The sequence below is a fragment of the Caulobacter sp. P4_E5 genome (assembly GCF_056401555.1).
Genome location: NZ_JBFUJD010000022.1, coordinates 15,359 through 30,040 on the forward strand (window position 1 = coordinate 15,359; position 14,682 = coordinate 30,040).

The window sequence follows — 14,682 nt, forward strand, 5'->3', positions numbered from 1 at the left end:
TGCGGCCGAGGCTCAGGCCGAGCGCTTGGCCTTGCGATGCGCTTCCGCGGCCGGGCTGGCCATGGCGGTGTCGACAGCCACGCCGGCGGTCGTGGTCCAGGCGTCCAGAGTATCGACCGGGGCCGGACGACCGATGGCGTAGCCCTGCAACTCGGTGCAATTCTCGCCGCGAAGGAAGATGATCTGCTCCTCGGTCTCCACGCCCTCGGCCACGACCGGGATCTCCAGGCTGCGGCCCAGGCCCAGGACGGCGCGCACGATGACGGTGGCGCGGTCGTGGCGGTGGATGTTCTCGACGAAGCTCTTGTCGATCTTGATCTTGTCGAACGGGAACGACTGCAGGGTCGACAGCGACGAGAAACCGGTGCCGAAGTCGTCCATGGCGATCCGCACGCCCAAGGCTTTCAGGCGGCGCAAGTTATCCAGCGCGCGCTGATAGTCCTTGAACAGGGCGCTCTCGGTGATCTCCAGTTCCAAACGCGAGGGCGACAGGCCCGTGGTGATCAGCACCTCGTGCACCAGGCTAGGCAGGGCCGGATTGTGCAGCTGGAGCGGCGAGAGGTTGACCGCGATGCGCAGCGGCTTCTCCCACGCGGCGGCGTCGGCGCACGCGCGGCGCAGAACCCAGTCGCCGAGCGCGCCGATCAGGCCGTTTTCCTCGGCCACGGGAATGAAATCCAGCGGCGGGATCATGCCGCGCGTCGGATGTTGCCAACGGACCAGCGCCTCGAAGCCGCAGACCTCGCCGTCGGTGGCGCGGGCCAGGGGCTGGTAGTGGACGACCAGCTCCTCATCGGCGATCCCCTGGCGCAGGTCGCGGGCCAGGCTGCGGCGCTCGCGGATGGTGTCGTCCATCTCGCGCTTGAAGAAACGATAGACGCCGCGGCCGCTTTCCTTGGCGCGGTACAGGGCCATGTCAGCGTTAGCCATCAGGGCTTCGGTCGTACGTCCGTCATCGGGGTAGAGGCTGACGCCCAGGCTGGCGCCGAGGGCTAGTTCCTGCTCCTCATGGGATACAGGCGTCGAGAGCATCTCGATCAGGCGGCCCGAAAGCTCGGCGGCCGCCGTCGGCTGGTCGCCGCCAGCCACCTGGACCACGATGAACTCGTCGCCGCCCAGGCGCGCGGCGAACGATGGGGCCTGAACCGACGATTGCAGGCGACGGGCGGTCTCGACCAGGATGGCGTCGCCGGCCAGATGGCCGTGCTGGTCATTGGCTTCCTTGAAATGGTCAAGGTCGATGCAGATAACCGACAGGCTCTCGCCCGACGCCTCGACACGGTCGAGGGCGGCGGCTAGGCGGTGCTGCAGCGAATTGCGGTTGGGCAGGCCGGTCAGGCCGTCGTGCTCGGCGAGATAACGGATCTTCTCCTCGGCCGCGCGACGTTCGCGCAAATCGCGGACGGCCAGAACCGTCAGGCCCGAGGTCTCCATGCGCGCGCCGTCGTCCATCAAGCGCGAGAACACTTCGACCGGGATCTCGCGGCCGCCGGCGAGCGGCTGGATCTTGCCTTCGCGGCGCACACCTTCGCGATCGGGGGCCGTGTCGTCGAGCGACAGGATGGAGCCCAGCAGCGGGCGGCCGACCAGTTCCGACAGGTCCGCGCCAACCAGCTCGCAGAAAGCGGCGTTGGCGTCGTTGATGCAACCCGATTGGACCACCACCAGGCCTTCATAGGCGGCGTTGGCCAGACGGCGGATGCGTTCGAGAGCCGAGCGCGAAGTCTGAGATTCGATGGCGACGGCGCCAAGGCCGCCGAGAATGATCATGCTGGTGATCGACACCACCGCCAGGGTCAGCATGCCGCCCGACAGCAGCTGTTCGGGCACGGCGACCGAGGCGTCCGGTACGATGGTGATCGCCGACATGCCGGTGAAGTGCAGCGCTACGATGCCCAAGCACAGCAGACCGCCACCCATCACTTGACGCTTCATCGTCCGGGCCGTGCCGGCCACGACCAGAGCCGCGGTCGCGCCGGAGACGCCGAGAATGGCGGAAAAGCCGACGGTCGCATGCTCCCAGATCAACTGGCCCTGGGTCACGAACGCCGTCATGCCGGTGTAGTGCATGGCGGCTACGCCCAGCCCCAGCAGGACACCGCCGGCGAAGTCATTGGTGGTCGAGCGCTGGGCCGAGGCGACGGCGAAGCCGCTGGCCATGAACAGGGCGGCGATCATCAGCGACAGCAGGGTGCCGGTCGGGCTGTAGCCGGTCTTGAGGCCCGGCGTGTAGGCGACCATGGCGATGAAATGCGTGGCCCATACACTGGAGCCGGCGACTAGGCCGGTCAGCAGCAGCCAGGCGGCGCGCACGACGCCGCGGGCGCCCCGCATCCGCGAATAGAGGCGGAAGGTGGTGAAGCAACCCGCGAGGCAGACGAGGCCGGCGACAAGCACCAGGCGCAAATCATGCTGAGTCGTCAGGCAGGTCAGAAACTTGAGCACGCACGTCCCCCAGGGGTCACATCCCCTAGAGCTACAGCGAGAGTTGCAAATAAACCGTTTCCCCAATGGGGATCGCGACAGACCACCCAAGACGAGGCCTATCGCGGAATATTCTTCCCCGCATCCTGATGATCAGCGGCCGGCGTCTGCCTGGCTCTGATGCCAGCGCCAGGCGCTCGACAAGATCACGTCCAAGTCTCGCGACGGCTTCCAACCCAGCTCGGCGCGGGCCTTGGCGTTGTCCCCGACCAGCACCGGTGCGTCGCCCTGCCGCCGCGCCGCCATCTGGACTGGAAGCGGCTTGCCGACCGCTCGACCGACGCCGTCGACCAGCTCGCGCACCGTGGTTCCCGTGCCAGTGCCGAGGTTGAAGGATTCGGACGACCCGCCGGCCAGCAGCCGACGGAGCGCCGAGACGTGGGCGTCGGCCAGATCCAGTACGTGGACATAGTCACGCACCGCCGTGCCATCGCGGGTGTCATAGTCATCGCCGAAGATCGTGAAATGCGGCCGCTGACCCAGAGCCACTTGGATCGCCAGCGGGATGGCATGGGTCTCAGGCTCGTGCCACTCGCCGATGCGCCCCTCCGGATCGGCGCCGGCGGCGTTGAAGTAGCGCATCACCGCGCTCTTGAAACCGACGTATCGGTCGTAGTCGGCCAAGGCCTGTTCGACCATCAGCTTGCTGCGGCCATAGGGATTGAGCGGGGCCTGGGGATGGGTCTCGTTCATCGGCAGGTTCACGGGGGCGCCGAAGGTGGCGCAGGTCGAGGAGAAGACCAGGGCGTTGACCCCGGCGCGCCGCGCCGCCTCGATCAGGGTGATCGTCCCGCCAACATTGTTGTCGAAGAAGACGCCGGGATTCTTGACCGACTCCCCGACCTCGATCCGGGCGGCGAAGTGCAGGACGGCTGCCGGACGATGGGCGGCGAAGACAGCGTCCAGGCGCGCCGCGTCGCGGATGTCGCCGACTTCCAGCGGCCCCCACTGCACGTGTTCGCGATGGCCGTTGGACAGGTCGTCGAAGACCACCGGCCGAAAGCCGGCCTCGGCCAAGGCCAGGCAGGTGTGCGAGCCAACATAGCCAGCCCCGCCGGCCACCAGAACGGTCTGCATCGAGATCCTCATGCGATGATCGTTCTCGCTAGCGAGTTTGCGCGCGGGTTGAAAGTCCAAGATCACGGAAGCGGCGCTTTCATCCTCGCCGTGATCGCCACGAGCGCTTTGGCGGCGCGACTTGCTTCGGCGGGCCGATTGCTGGATTAGGCAGGTGCGCTGGAGCGTAGAACAGCGCTGACCGAGATCAGGATGCTTCAATGCGCGTAGCGATGATTGGCACGGGTTATGTGGGCTTGGTGTCGGGGGCGTGTTTCGCCGACTTCGGGCACGTGGTGACGTGCATCGACAAGGATCCGAGCAAGATTGAGCGGCTTGAGCGCGGCGAAATCCCGATCTTCGAGCCGGGTCTCGACGATCTGGTCGCCCGCAACGTCCGCGAAGGCCGCCTGTCCTTCACCCTGGACGGCGCCCGGGCGATCAAGGACGCCGAGGCGGTGTTCATCGCCGTGGGCACGCCGACCCGCCGCGGCGACGGTCACGCCGATCTGTCCTACGTCTACGCTGCGGCCGAGGAGATCGCCGGCCTGATCGACGGCTTCACCGTCATCGTCACCAAATCGACCGTCCCGGTCGGCACCGGCGATGAGGTCGAGGCGATCATCAAGAAGGCCCGTCCCGACGCCCAGTTCGCCGTGGTCTCCAATCCTGAGTTCCTTCGCGAAGGCGCGGCGATCGAGGACTTCAAGCGTCCCGACCGCGTCGTGGTTGGCTCCGAGGACGAGCGCGCCCAGGCGGTGATGCGCGAGCTCTATCGCCCGCTGTCGCTGAACGAGACCCCGATCGTCTTCACCGGCCGCCGCACGAGCGAGCTGATCAAGTACGCCGCCAACGCGTTCCTGGCGATGAAGATCACCTTCATCAACGAGATGGCCGACCTCTGCGAAGTCGTGGGCGCCGACGTTCAGCAGGTGGCCAAGGGCATCGGCCTGGACAAGCGGATCGGCGGCAAGTTCCTGAACGCCGGCCCCGGTTACGGCGGCAGCTGCTTCCCGAAGGACACCATCGCCCTGGTCAAGACCGCTCAGGATTACGGCGCCCCGACGCGCCTGATCGAGACCACGGTCCAGGTCAACGACGACCGCAAGAAGGCCATGGCCGGCAAGGTCGCCGCGGCGATCGGCTCGGAAGATCTGGCCGGCAAGACGATCGGCGTGCTGGGCCTGACCTTCAAGCCCAACACCGACGACATGCGCGACGCGCCTAGCCTCGACATCATTCCGGCCTTGCAGGCTCTGGGCGCCAAGGTCCAGGCCTTCGATCCGGAAGGCGCGAAGGAAGCCGCACACATGCTGCCAGGCGTCGACTTCAAGGCTGGCGCCTACGAGACCGCCGAGCACGCGGACGCCCTGGTGATCCTGACCGAGTGGGACCAGTTCCGCGCCCTGGACCTGGACCGCCTGAAGCTGCTGATGAAGGCGCCCGTCGTCGTCGACCTGCGCAACGTCTACAAGCCCAGCGAGATGGTCCGCCACGGCTTCACCTATGCCAGCATCGGCCGAGGCTGACGGATGGTGGCTCCGATCATCGTCCCTCCGGTAGTGGTGACGGGCGCGGCGGGCTTCATCGGCCTGCACGTGGCCGAGCGCCTGCTGGATCGCGGCGAGACGGTGATCGGAGTCGACGTCTTCAACGACTATTACGATCCGGCCCTGAAGGCGGCGCGCGCCGCGCGGCTGGAAGGTCGCCCGGGCTTCACGATGATCCGGATGGACATCGCCGAGCATGAGGCCCTCGCCGCGCTGGTGAAGACCTCAGGCGCCAGGCGGGTCGTGCATCTGGCCGCCCAGGCGGGGGTCCGCTACTCGATCGAGAATCCGTTCGCCTACGAGCGCAGCAACCTGGCCGGACACCTCTCGTTGCTGGAGGCCTGCCGCCACGCCGGGGTCGAGCACCTGGTCTACGCCAGCTCGTCCAGCGTTTATGGCGACCGGCCGCTGAACGGCGACGGGTTCCGCGAGACCGATCCGGCCGAGAGTCCCGTTTCGCTCTACGCCGCCACAAAGCGGTCGTGCGAGATGTTGAGCCAGAGCTACGCCAAGCTTTACGGCTTCCCGCAGTCGGGCCTGCGGTTCTTCACCGTCTATGGCCCCTGGGGCCGGCCAGACATGGCCTATTACGGCTTCACCGAGAGCATGCTGAAGGGTGAGCCGATCGAGGTCTATGGCGAGGGCCGGATGGCCCGCGACTTCACCTATATCGACGACATCGTCGACGGCATCCTGGGCGTGCTCGACCGTCCGCCGGCTAGCGGCGGGCACGAAATCTACAACATCGGCGACAACGATCCGATCGGGCTGATGGAGATGATCACCACGCTGGAGCTCGCTCTCGGGATCGAGGCCAAGAAGGTCTTCCGTCCCATGCAGCCGGGCGATGTCACGGCCACCTTCGCCAACATCGACAAGCTGCGCACGCTCTGCGGCTACAAACCCAAGGTCAAGTTGGCCGAGGGCCTGGCCCGTTTCGTGGACTGGCGAAAGGCCTATGCCGGTTGAGCGGCGGCCCGCTGGGCCAGCTGGTGCTCGCGCCAGGAGATGAACAGGGTCGAGGTCACCACGATCGCCGCGCCGACGATCGTCTCCCGATGGGGGACCTCGTGGAACAGCAGCAGGCCCGCCCCAACGGCGAAGACCAATCGCGTATAGTCGATCGGCGCCATGACCGCCGCTTCGCCAGCCTCCATGCCCTTGATATAGGCGCCTTGGGTGAGGGTGCCGATGACGCCCATGGCGGCGAGCAAGGCCAGGTCCGGCCAAGTCGGCCATCGCCAAACGAACAGCGCCGGTGGCAGGGCGAAGATCAAGCCTAGGACGGCCGCGTAGACCAGTAGCACGAACGGCCTATGGTCGCGCGTCATCACCTTCATGCCGGTGATGGTCAGGGCGAACAGAAAGGCCGAGATCAGGGCGCAGGCTTGAGGCCAGCCGATCCAGGCGCCGACACCGCCGGCTCCGGGGCGCAACATGATCAGGGCGCCCAGGAAGCCGACCAGGGCCGCGCCGATCCGCAAGGGTCCGATCGGTTCGCGCAGCACGAAGGCGGCCAGCGGCACGAGCCAGAGCGTGCGCGTGAACGACAGGGCGTTGGCCTCGGCCAGCGGCAGCTTCTGATAGGCGTAGAACCCCATGATCAGGGCCAGCACGCCCGCGCTGGAGCGAAAGATGAGGATGCCCGGTCGGGTTGTTCGGAACGCGCCCCTCCAGTCGCGAGCGATCAGGGGCAATAGCACAAGCACGCCCGCCAACTGCCGATAGAAGGTTTGCAGAGCCGCCGGATAGCCGGGCCCGAGGAACTTGATCAGGGTGGTCATCGCCGTGAAGCCGACCGCCGAGGCTAGCATCCACAGCGCGCCGCGCAGGTTCGGCGTGAGAGTCACCCCGCCGCGCCGGAGGCGATCAGGCTGGCCCGCATCTGGTCGGCCTGTTCGGGCGTGATGCCCATGGCCGCCAGGATCGGCGAGGGTGTGTTCCTGTCCCAGGCGCTGCGCGGGCCGACGGTGATGCCGCCGTCGACCACGATGTGGGTCCCTGTCACGAAGGCGGAGTCGTCGCTGGCCAGGTAGAGGGCGGCGGCGGCGATGTCTTCGGGCAGGCCTGACTTGGGTACGGGCTGGATCTTCGGACCGATCGAAGCGATCTGCGCCGCCATCTGGTCGGCGACCTCGCGCGGCAGGCCCATGGACGCGCCAAAGATCGAGGTGGCGATCAGGCCAGGGCAGATGGCGTTGACCCGGATCTTCAGCGGCGACAGCTCGGCCGCCGCGCACCGACTCATATGAATCACCGCCGACTTGGCCGCCGAATAGGCCAAAGGACCGAACCCGGCCTGTAGGCCGGCGATGGAAGCAGTGTTGATGATCGAGCCGCCGCCGCGCTTCAGCATCAGCGGCAAGGCGTGCTTCATGCCGATGGCCGGACCACGGACCAACAGGGCGAAGGTCCTGTCCCAACCCTCGACCGTCAGTTCGGGAACCGCGGCGGGCGTGCCGCCGTGCCCGGCGTTGTTGAACAGGATGTCGAGCCCGCCGAACGCGCTGTCCGCCATGGCCACGGCCTTGACCAGGTCGTCTTCCGAGGTGACATCGCAATGCGAGAAGCGGACCCGGTCGGGAAAGCGCTTCTCGAGCATTTCACCCTTCTCGGCCTGGAGGTCGGCGGCGATCACGCACGCCCCCTCAGCCACGAAGCGTTCGACCGTTCCGAGCCCAATGCCTGAACAGCCCCCGGTGACGACGGCGACCTTGCCGTCCAGACGTCCGACCATGGCGTTTCCTCCGCGTCCCTGACTTTTCTTGGGTCAGTGATCGGCGATCATACTCGCGGAGCAAACAACTGTTGGCTAGGGTCTTCAGGACCCCGGAACAGCATCAGGCCGGGCGACGAACCAGCGGCTGAAGCCGATGGCTCAAGTGACTGGCGGCCAGCCACAGCATGCATGGCACCAGCAGCACCACCCACGCCAGGCCGAGGCCGACCAGCCCCATGCCCGCGACGGCGCGGTGCGTAAAGCCGGAACGCTCGTTAGCTTCCAGCGTCATGATACGGATATCCAAGCTCATCGGCCCCCCAGCCCCCTATTCCAGGTCGCGAACTTCGCGACCTCGCCGCACGCGGCCCCCATCTTGATCATCATAACCTAGCGCGCCGCTTCATTACGGGCGCGCATTTGCTCCCAATGGGCGGCCTCGGCCGCGCGCAAGTCGCCTTCCGACAGGCGCCGCGACAGCGCGCGCGACACGTCGCGACAGGCTGGTCCGACCAGCGACCAGGGCTCGATGCAGTAGCGCGAGAAGAGCCGCTGCGGATCGGCCATCAGCCGGTACAGCCACTCCATTCCCATCGGCCCCATCCAGCGCGGCGCGGCCTTCTGGACGCCAGCTTCGTAGTCGAAGGCGCCCCCCACGGTGAAGGTCACGGCCGGGCCGTAGGCCTTGTGGTTCTCCAGCGTCCAGATCTCCTGCCGCGGCATGCCCATGCCGACCAGCACGATGTCCGGGGCATAGTCGCGGATGGCCTCGACCACCGCCGTGTTCTCCGCGGAGCCCTGCTTGACGTCGAAATAGCCGTGGTGGCTGGCGACTTGGACACTCGGCCAATCCTGCTTGATCCGCTCGATCGCCTGTTCGGCCACGCCCGGCGCGCCGCCGACGAAGAAGACCTTCCAGTTCTTCTCGGTCGCCAGAGCCCAGAAATCGTCGCGCCAGTCCAGATAGGTGCAGCGGTGGAAGCGTCGGCTGGCCCTTCCCACCAAGCGCGCCCAGAAGATCAGCGGCACGGAATCGACCTCGACCAGGTCGGCTTCCTTATAGAACTCGCCGATCTGATGGTCCTGACCGACCAAATAGAGGCTGTGAAGGTTGTGATTGGCGACGATGGCGCTCTGACGCGCATCCAGCTTGCCCAAGACGAAGTGAAACACTTCCTCGGGGCGCACCAGGTCCATGGTCCCGCCAAGCACCCGCACGCGCTCTTCCGGACGCCGCGTCAGGCGGTATGGACGGCGCGGGACGGCCGGAGCCGCATCGCCGCTCTGCACTTGTTGGACGAACATCGTCGCAGAGTCTCCTAGTCTCGGAGGCACTCTGCGCAAATGTCCTGTTTGTTTTGCTAAAAAGAATACTTAGCGAGATTTAACCACGTGGCGGTAACCGTCTCAATCAACCGTGATTACGACCTTACCCATCGCCTTGCGGCTGGCCAGATGAGCAATGGCCTCGCCAGCCCGGGCGAGCGGGAAACGCTCCGAGACGTACGGCCGAATCTTGCCGGCGGCGTAGAGATCCATCAGCTCGCGAAGGTTCTGGGCGTGGCCCGCGGGATCGCGCGCCACCGCCGCGCCCCAGAACACACCGACGAGGTCGCAGGATTTCAAGAGCGTGAGATTCAACGGGATTTTCGGAATTCCCGACGGGAAGCCGACGACCAGGAAACGACCGTTCCAGCCGGCGGCGCGGATGGTCGCTTCGGAATAGTCGCCGCCGACGGCGTCATAGGCCACGTCCCAGCCGCCGGGGCCGCAGGCGCCCTTGAACAGTTCCGCGAGGGCCTTCTGGCCGTCCTTGTCGAACGGCCCGCGCGGATAGACAACGCCACTGTCGGCGCCGTGCTTGATCGCCAGATCGATCTTCTCCTGGCTTGAGGCTGCGGCGATAACGCGCACCCCCATCGCCTTGCCCAGCTCGACCGCCGCTAGGCCGACGCCCCCGGCCGCGCCCAGCACCAATAAGGTCTCGCCGGGCTTCACGTGACCGCGGTCCTTCAGAGCGTAGTAGGACGTGCCGTAGGTCAGGACGAAGGCCGCGGCCTCGTCGAAGGGCATGTTGTCCGGAATGGGGGTGCAGCGCGCTTCCTCCAGCGCCAGCTTCTCGGCGTAGCCGCCCCAGCCGGTCGAGGCCAACACGCGATCGCCGACCGTGAAGCGGGTGACGCCATCCCCGACCGCCGAGATCACGCCCGAGACCTCGCCGCCCGGCGCGAACGGGCGCGGCGGCTTGAACTGGTACTTGTCTTCAATGATCAGGACGTCGGGATAGTTCACCCCACAGGCTTTGACGTCGATCAGGACCTGGCCGGGGCCGGCGACGGGATCGGGCAACTCCTCCAGCACCAGGGTCTCGGGTCCACCGACATCCTTGCTGAGCACCGCCTTCATCTCGCCTCTCCCGGGTTTCTTGACTAAGAGGGCCGGACGCTAGCGCGGGACGCCTGGCCAAGGAAGCAGAATGTCAAACAAACGTTTTAGCCTCGCCCTTCACGGCGGCGCGGGGGCCAAGCGCGGCCATGACTACGCCGTCGAGATCACCCATATGCGCGGCCTGATCGAGGCAGCTCGCGACCGTCTGGCCGCTGGCGCGAGCGCCCTGGACGTCGCCGTCGAGACCGTGGTCGGGTTGGAAGCCAGCGGCCTCTACATCGCCGGGAAGGGCGCGTCGCCCAACGCCGACGGCGCGTACGAGCTGGACGCCAGCCTGATGGACGGGACGACCCTCCGCGCCGGCTCGGTCGCCGCTTTGCAGGGCTTCAAGAGCCCGATCCTCGTCGCGCGGGCCGTGATGGAACAGACGCCGCACGTCATGCTGGCCGGCCAGGGCGCCACCGCGTTCGCTCGCGAGCAGGGCCTTGAGGCCGTCGAGGACCCCGAGGCGTGGTTCACCCGCGCCGGAGCCTTCGAGGACAATCACCCCCCTAGCGCCTTGCCCACCGGCACGGTCGGCTGCGTGGTGCGCGACGCGGAAGGCCGCCTGGCCGCCGCCACCTCGACGGCCGGCGTGTTCGGCAAGCGGCCCGGCCGGGTCGGCGACAGCCCGATCATTGGAGCGGGCGCCTGGGCGGACGCGCATGCGGCGGTCTCGTGCACCGGCCAGGGCGAGTACTTCATCCGCACCGCCGTCGCGGCCCAGATCGCCCATCGAGTCCGCTTCGGCGGCGAGCGGCTGGAGGACGCCGCGCGCGCGGCGATCCAGGGGGTCGCGGACCTGGGCGGCCATGGGGGACTGGTGGCCGTGGATCGCACCGGCGAGGTCGCCATGCCGTTCGCCTCGAGCGGACTAAAACGCGCGGCGCTGCTGCCGGACGGTTCGATCGTCAGCGAGGCGTTCTAGCCGCCGGCTATTTCTGCTCGGCGGCCATGGTGCGGACCAGGTCCAGGATCTGTCGCCGCACGCGACCGCTGGCGACACGGGGGAAGATCTCGGCTAGTTCGACCCCCTCCGACGTCTGCAGGAAAGCCTGCATGACTTCGTGAATATGGGCCACGGCGCCGTCCGGTTCCGCGCCCTCGATCGGATCGGGGAGACCGTCGAAGAAATAGGCGACGTCGATGTTCAGGATCTCGGCGATCCTGAAAAGCTTGCTGGCGCTGATCCGATTGGCCCCGCGCTCGTATTTCTGGACCTGCTGGAATGTAAGGCCGAGGCTGTCGGCCAGTTGATCCTGGCTGACGCCGAGCAACTTGCGCCGCATGCGGACGCGTTCGCCGACGTGCGCATCGACGGCGTTGGAGCGCCGTCCCTCAGTGGTCTCGTAGGTCACTTCGCCTTCGCCTTCTCGCGATCCATCGGCGTCACCGCCAACGGCATGAATTCGTCCTAGGGTTACAAAGTTCCACCAAACATTCCATGGTATATTACCGAATCCCGACGAACACGCGCACCGTCGTACTGTCGGTCGGTGTCTGCCACGGCCGTCGCGCCCTAGCTCTCTAGCCTTACACCGTTTATACGCCCGCGCATGTTTGAAGGCCTCTCCCCCCTCGCCCGCGACGCTCGCTCCTGGCCGTTTGAGCAAGCCCGCGCCACGATCGCCCGCCTCCTGCGCGTTCGCCTGTCCGATCAAGCCGATCGCGACGCGGCCAAAGCGCTGATCGACGCTAGCAAGACAGACGAGGCCGTCAAAGCCTATCCTGCCTTGGCCAGGGCCGTGATCTTCGAGACCGGTTACGGCCCGTCCGGCCTGCCACACTTGGGCACGTTTGGCGAAGTGGCGCGCACGACCATGGTCCGCGCGGCGTTCCGCGCGCTTACCGACGACGCCATCCCGACTCGCCTGATCGCCTTCAGCGACGACATGGACGGCCTGCGCAAGGTTCCCGACAACATCGAGAACAAGCAGCCGCTGATCGAGGACCTGGGCAAGCCGTTGACGGTCGTCCGCGATCCGTTCGGCACTCACGACAGTTTCGGCGCTCACAACAACGCCCGCCTGCGGGCCTTTCTGGATGGCTTCGGCTTCGAGTACGAATTCGTCTCGTCGACCGATTGCTATAAGAGCGGCTTGTTCGACGCGACCCTGCTGACCGCCCTGGAGCGCTTCGACGCCATCCAGAAGGTCATGCTGCCGACCTTGGGCGAGGAGCGCCGAGCGACCTATTCGCCGTTCCTGCCTGTCAGCCCGACCACCGGCAAGGTGCTGCAGGTTCCGACCCTGGAACGCAACGTCGAAAAGGGCACGATCGTCTTCGAGGACGAGGATGGCTCAAAGGTCGAGGTTCCGGTCACCGGCGGGCACGTGAAGATGCAGTGGAAGCCCGACTGGGCCATGCGGTGGACGGCGCTAGGCGTCGACTACGAGATGTCGGGCAAGGACCTGATCGACTCGGTCAAGGCCTCGGGCGCGATCTGCAAGGCGCTAGGCGGGACTCCCCCGGAAGGCTTCAACTACGAGCTCTTCCTGGACGAGAACAACCAGAAGATTTCCAAGTCCAAGGGCAACGGCCTGTCCATGGAGGACTGGCTGCGGTACGGCGCGCCCGAGAGCCTGTCGTACTACATGTTCCAGAGCCCCAAATCGGCGAAGAAGCTGTATTTCGACGTCATTCCCAAGGCGACGGACGAGTACCTGCAGCAGCTGGACGCATTCCACCGCCAGGAGCCGGCCAAGCAGTTGGACAACCCCGTCTGGCACGTCCATTCGGGCCGACCGCCACAGTACGGCTCGCCCGTGTCGTTCAGCCTGATGCTGAACCTGGTTTCGGCCGCCGACGCCTCGACCAAGGAAATCCTCTGGGGCTTCCTGTCGCGCTACATCCCGGGCGCGAGCCCCGAAAGCCAGCCGCTGTTGGATCGCCTGGCCGGCTACGCGATCAACTACTACGAGGACTTCGTGAAGCCGACGAAGACCTTCCGCGCACCGACCGATCAGGAGCGCGCGGCGATGTTGGAGCTGCTGGCCAAGCTGAAGGCCATGCCCGCCGACGCCGCGGACGCCGAGCTGATCCAGAACGAGGTGTTTGAGGTCGGCAAGACCCACGGCTTCGACCCGCTGCGCGCCTGGTTCCAAGCGCTGTATGAAGTGCTGCTGGGCCAGAGCCAGGGCCCGCGCTTCGGCTCGTTCGCGGCGATCTTCGGCATCGACCGGACGATCGCGCTGATCGAAGAAAAGCTCGCCTGATCTTCCCGCTGCTCCGCGCCGCGTGCGTGGGGCAGCGGCCTGGCGTCCGCTCCCGCGTCAGGCGGCGTTACGGTCACGCTTGCGCGCAGAGGATGAATCCTCGCGACCTGCGACACCATGTCCCCGCAAATGAACGAAGTCTGAATTGCGTATTAAGGGTCTGCGCACATTTCGGAGTCTAAGCTCGGACCATCAGAACCAAGATTAGTCATCAAGGTTAGCCCAATGGCTTCGTTCACTCTTCGCCCCACCGACCGCCAGGAATTCGATTCTCTGCTCGGCGGAATCGTCCAGCAATTCCCCGACGCTCACGTCGAGGCCGCGCACAATGACACCTGGGCTTCGTATCGCCTGGACGTCTCGTGCTCGGATCCGGCGGCCGGCCCGCTGATCGCCTGGCTGCTCGACACCCACGCCAGCTGCCCGCGCACCTAGTGTCGTTTGGGGTCGGCCTTACTGGCTGACCCAGACGATCCGCGCGATCCAGGCGACCTCGTCCCGCGACAGCAGACGATCCTCGCCCGCGCGATTCAGAGCGATCAATTCGATCGTCCTGGCCGTCACGCGGCCCAGCTCCCGCACAAGCACCTCTCCGACATTCGTCCGCGCCACCACCCGGTCGCCCTTGCGCGGCTCGACCGAGGGCGAGACCAACAGGCGGTCGCCGTCGCGATAGATCGGCGCCAGTGCGGCGCCCGACACCTCCAGCGCGAACAAGCCGTTGCCGAGATCCGGCGTGGCGACCTCATCCCAGCCCGCGCCGGCGGGCATCCCCGCCTCATCGAAGAAGCCGGCCTTCCCGGCTTCCGCCAGAGCGATCAGAGGCGCGCCACGTCCACGCGCCGCTCGCACCGGCGTCTGTTCGGTCAGGGCCGCGAACTCCGAGAAATTGACGCCGGTCGCCTCCAAAAGCTTGGCTAAGCTTTCGGTCGAAGGCCAGCGCGGACGACTGTCGAGGTCGGCCGAACCGCGCTTTGACCGGTTGAAGCTGGTGGGATCCAGACCCGCCATCCGCGCCATAGCGGAGGGCGTCATGTCGAAACGTTCGGCCAAGGCGTCGATAGCCCGCCAGATTTCGCCGTGGGAAAGGGTCGCCATCCGGCGTCTCCTCCTGCAGTCGGCCTTCAAAGGGAAAATACGCCTTCCGGTCTAGGAAAGTAAACCTATCAACCGCTTCGAAGTTGACGTTTACGTAAGCGTTGACGTTTCCCCGATATCGGGTTTAGGGTGA

14 protein-coding genes are annotated in these 14,682 nt (G+C 66.4%); 5 read left to right on the forward strand and 9 right to left on the reverse strand.

Going from position 1 to position 14,682, the window contains the following annotated elements:
- Nucleotides 1-12 precede the first annotated feature (12 nt).
- Both AC1DSO_RS09370 and galE read right to left on the reverse strand, forming a co-directional pair.
- Nucleotides 13-2,496, reverse strand: a complete 2,484-nt coding sequence (locus AC1DSO_RS09370; RefSeq protein WP_477068607.1) for a bifunctional diguanylate cyclase/phosphodiesterase — start codon at nt 2,494-2,496, stop codon at nt 13-15.
- A gap of 81 nt (nt 2,497-2,577) precedes the next feature.
- Nucleotides 2,578-3,561: a UDP-glucose 4-epimerase GalE gene (gene galE, locus AC1DSO_RS09375; protein ID WP_477068562.1), complete on the reverse strand. Its 984-nt coding sequence runs from the start codon at nt 3,559-3,561 to the stop codon at nt 2,578-2,580.
- A 200-nt stretch (nt 3,562-3,761) separates the two neighbouring features.
- Here galE and AC1DSO_RS09380 point away from each other — a divergent pair, with 200 nt between their 5' ends.
- Nucleotides 3,762-5,069 (forward strand): UDP-glucose dehydrogenase family protein, encoded by a 1,308-nt coding sequence (locus AC1DSO_RS09380; protein WP_477068563.1) that lies wholly within the window; start codon nt 3,762-3,764, stop codon nt 5,067-5,069.
- 3 nt (nt 5,070-5,072) lie between these two features.
- Nucleotides 5,073-6,059, forward strand: coding sequence for an NAD-dependent epimerase/dehydratase family protein (locus tag AC1DSO_RS09385; protein WP_477068564.1), 987 nt, complete (start codon nt 5,073-5,075; stop codon nt 6,057-6,059).
- Here the strand turns inward: AC1DSO_RS09385 and AC1DSO_RS09390 are convergent.
- The 5 genes from AC1DSO_RS09390 to AC1DSO_RS09410 form a co-directional block, all read right to left on the reverse strand.
- A complete protein-coding gene (locus AC1DSO_RS09390; RefSeq protein WP_477068565.1) occupies nt 6,047-6,940 on the reverse strand; it encodes a DMT family transporter in 894 nt (297 codons plus the stop codon). The two genes, AC1DSO_RS09385 and AC1DSO_RS09390, sit on opposite strands and share 13 nt — an antisense overlap.
- Entirely contained in the window at nt 6,937-7,827 is an 891-nt protein-coding gene (locus AC1DSO_RS09395; protein ID WP_477068566.1) for an SDR family NAD(P)-dependent oxidoreductase, read from the reverse strand. Before AC1DSO_RS09395 ends, AC1DSO_RS09390 begins: the two co-directional genes overlap by 4 nt.
- A 103-nt stretch (nt 7,828-7,930) precedes the next feature.
- On the reverse strand, nt 7,931-8,122 hold the full coding sequence (locus tag AC1DSO_RS09400; RefSeq protein WP_477068567.1) for a hypothetical protein: 192 nt from the start codon (nt 8,120-8,122) through the stop codon (nt 7,931-7,933).
- Nucleotides 8,123-8,199: 77 nt separating this feature from the next.
- Nucleotides 8,200-9,114 carry a WecB/TagA/CpsF family glycosyltransferase gene (locus AC1DSO_RS09405; RefSeq protein ID WP_477068568.1) on the reverse strand — a complete coding sequence of 305 codons (915 nt, stop codon included), beginning with the start codon at nt 9,112-9,114 and terminating at the stop codon, nt 8,200-8,202.
- A 102-nt stretch (nt 9,115-9,216) separates the two neighbouring features.
- Complete coding sequence (locus AC1DSO_RS09410) at nt 9,217-10,215, reverse strand: NADPH:quinone oxidoreductase family protein (RefSeq protein ID WP_477068569.1); 999 nt, start codon at nt 10,213-10,215, stop codon at nt 9,217-9,219.
- A gap of 70 nt (nt 10,216-10,285) precedes the next feature.
- Here AC1DSO_RS09410 and AC1DSO_RS09415 point away from each other — a divergent pair, with 70 nt between their 5' ends.
- Nucleotides 10,286-11,164, forward strand: coding sequence for an isoaspartyl peptidase/L-asparaginase family protein (locus AC1DSO_RS09415; protein WP_477068570.1), 879 nt, complete (start codon nt 10,286-10,288; stop codon nt 11,162-11,164).
- 7 nt (nt 11,165-11,171) lie between these two features.
- Here AC1DSO_RS09415 and AC1DSO_RS09420 read toward each other — a convergent pair whose 3' ends face one another.
- Nucleotides 11,172-11,594, reverse strand: coding sequence for a helix-turn-helix domain-containing protein (locus AC1DSO_RS09420; protein ID WP_477068571.1), 423 nt, complete (start codon nt 11,592-11,594; stop codon nt 11,172-11,174).
- Nucleotides 11,595-11,792: 198 nt separating this feature from the next.
- Here AC1DSO_RS09420 and AC1DSO_RS09425 point away from each other — a divergent pair, with 198 nt between their 5' ends.
- Nucleotides 11,793-13,451 (forward strand): lysine--tRNA ligase, encoded by a 1,659-nt coding sequence (locus AC1DSO_RS09425; protein ID WP_477068572.1) that lies wholly within the window; start codon nt 11,793-11,795, stop codon nt 13,449-13,451.
- Nucleotides 13,452-13,676: 225 nt separating this feature from the next.
- A complete protein-coding gene (locus AC1DSO_RS09430; protein ID WP_047413717.1) occupies nt 13,677-13,886 on the forward strand; it encodes a hypothetical protein in 210 nt (69 codons plus the stop codon).
- Nucleotides 13,887-13,904: 18 nt separating this feature from the next.
- On the opposite strand, the gene AC1DSO_RS09435 is transcribed toward AC1DSO_RS09430, so the two are convergent.
- Nucleotides 13,905-14,549: a S24 family peptidase gene (locus AC1DSO_RS09435; protein ID WP_477068573.1), complete on the reverse strand. Its 645-nt coding sequence runs from the start codon at nt 14,547-14,549 to the stop codon at nt 13,905-13,907.
- Between the last annotated feature and the right edge of the window lie 133 nt (nt 14,550-14,682).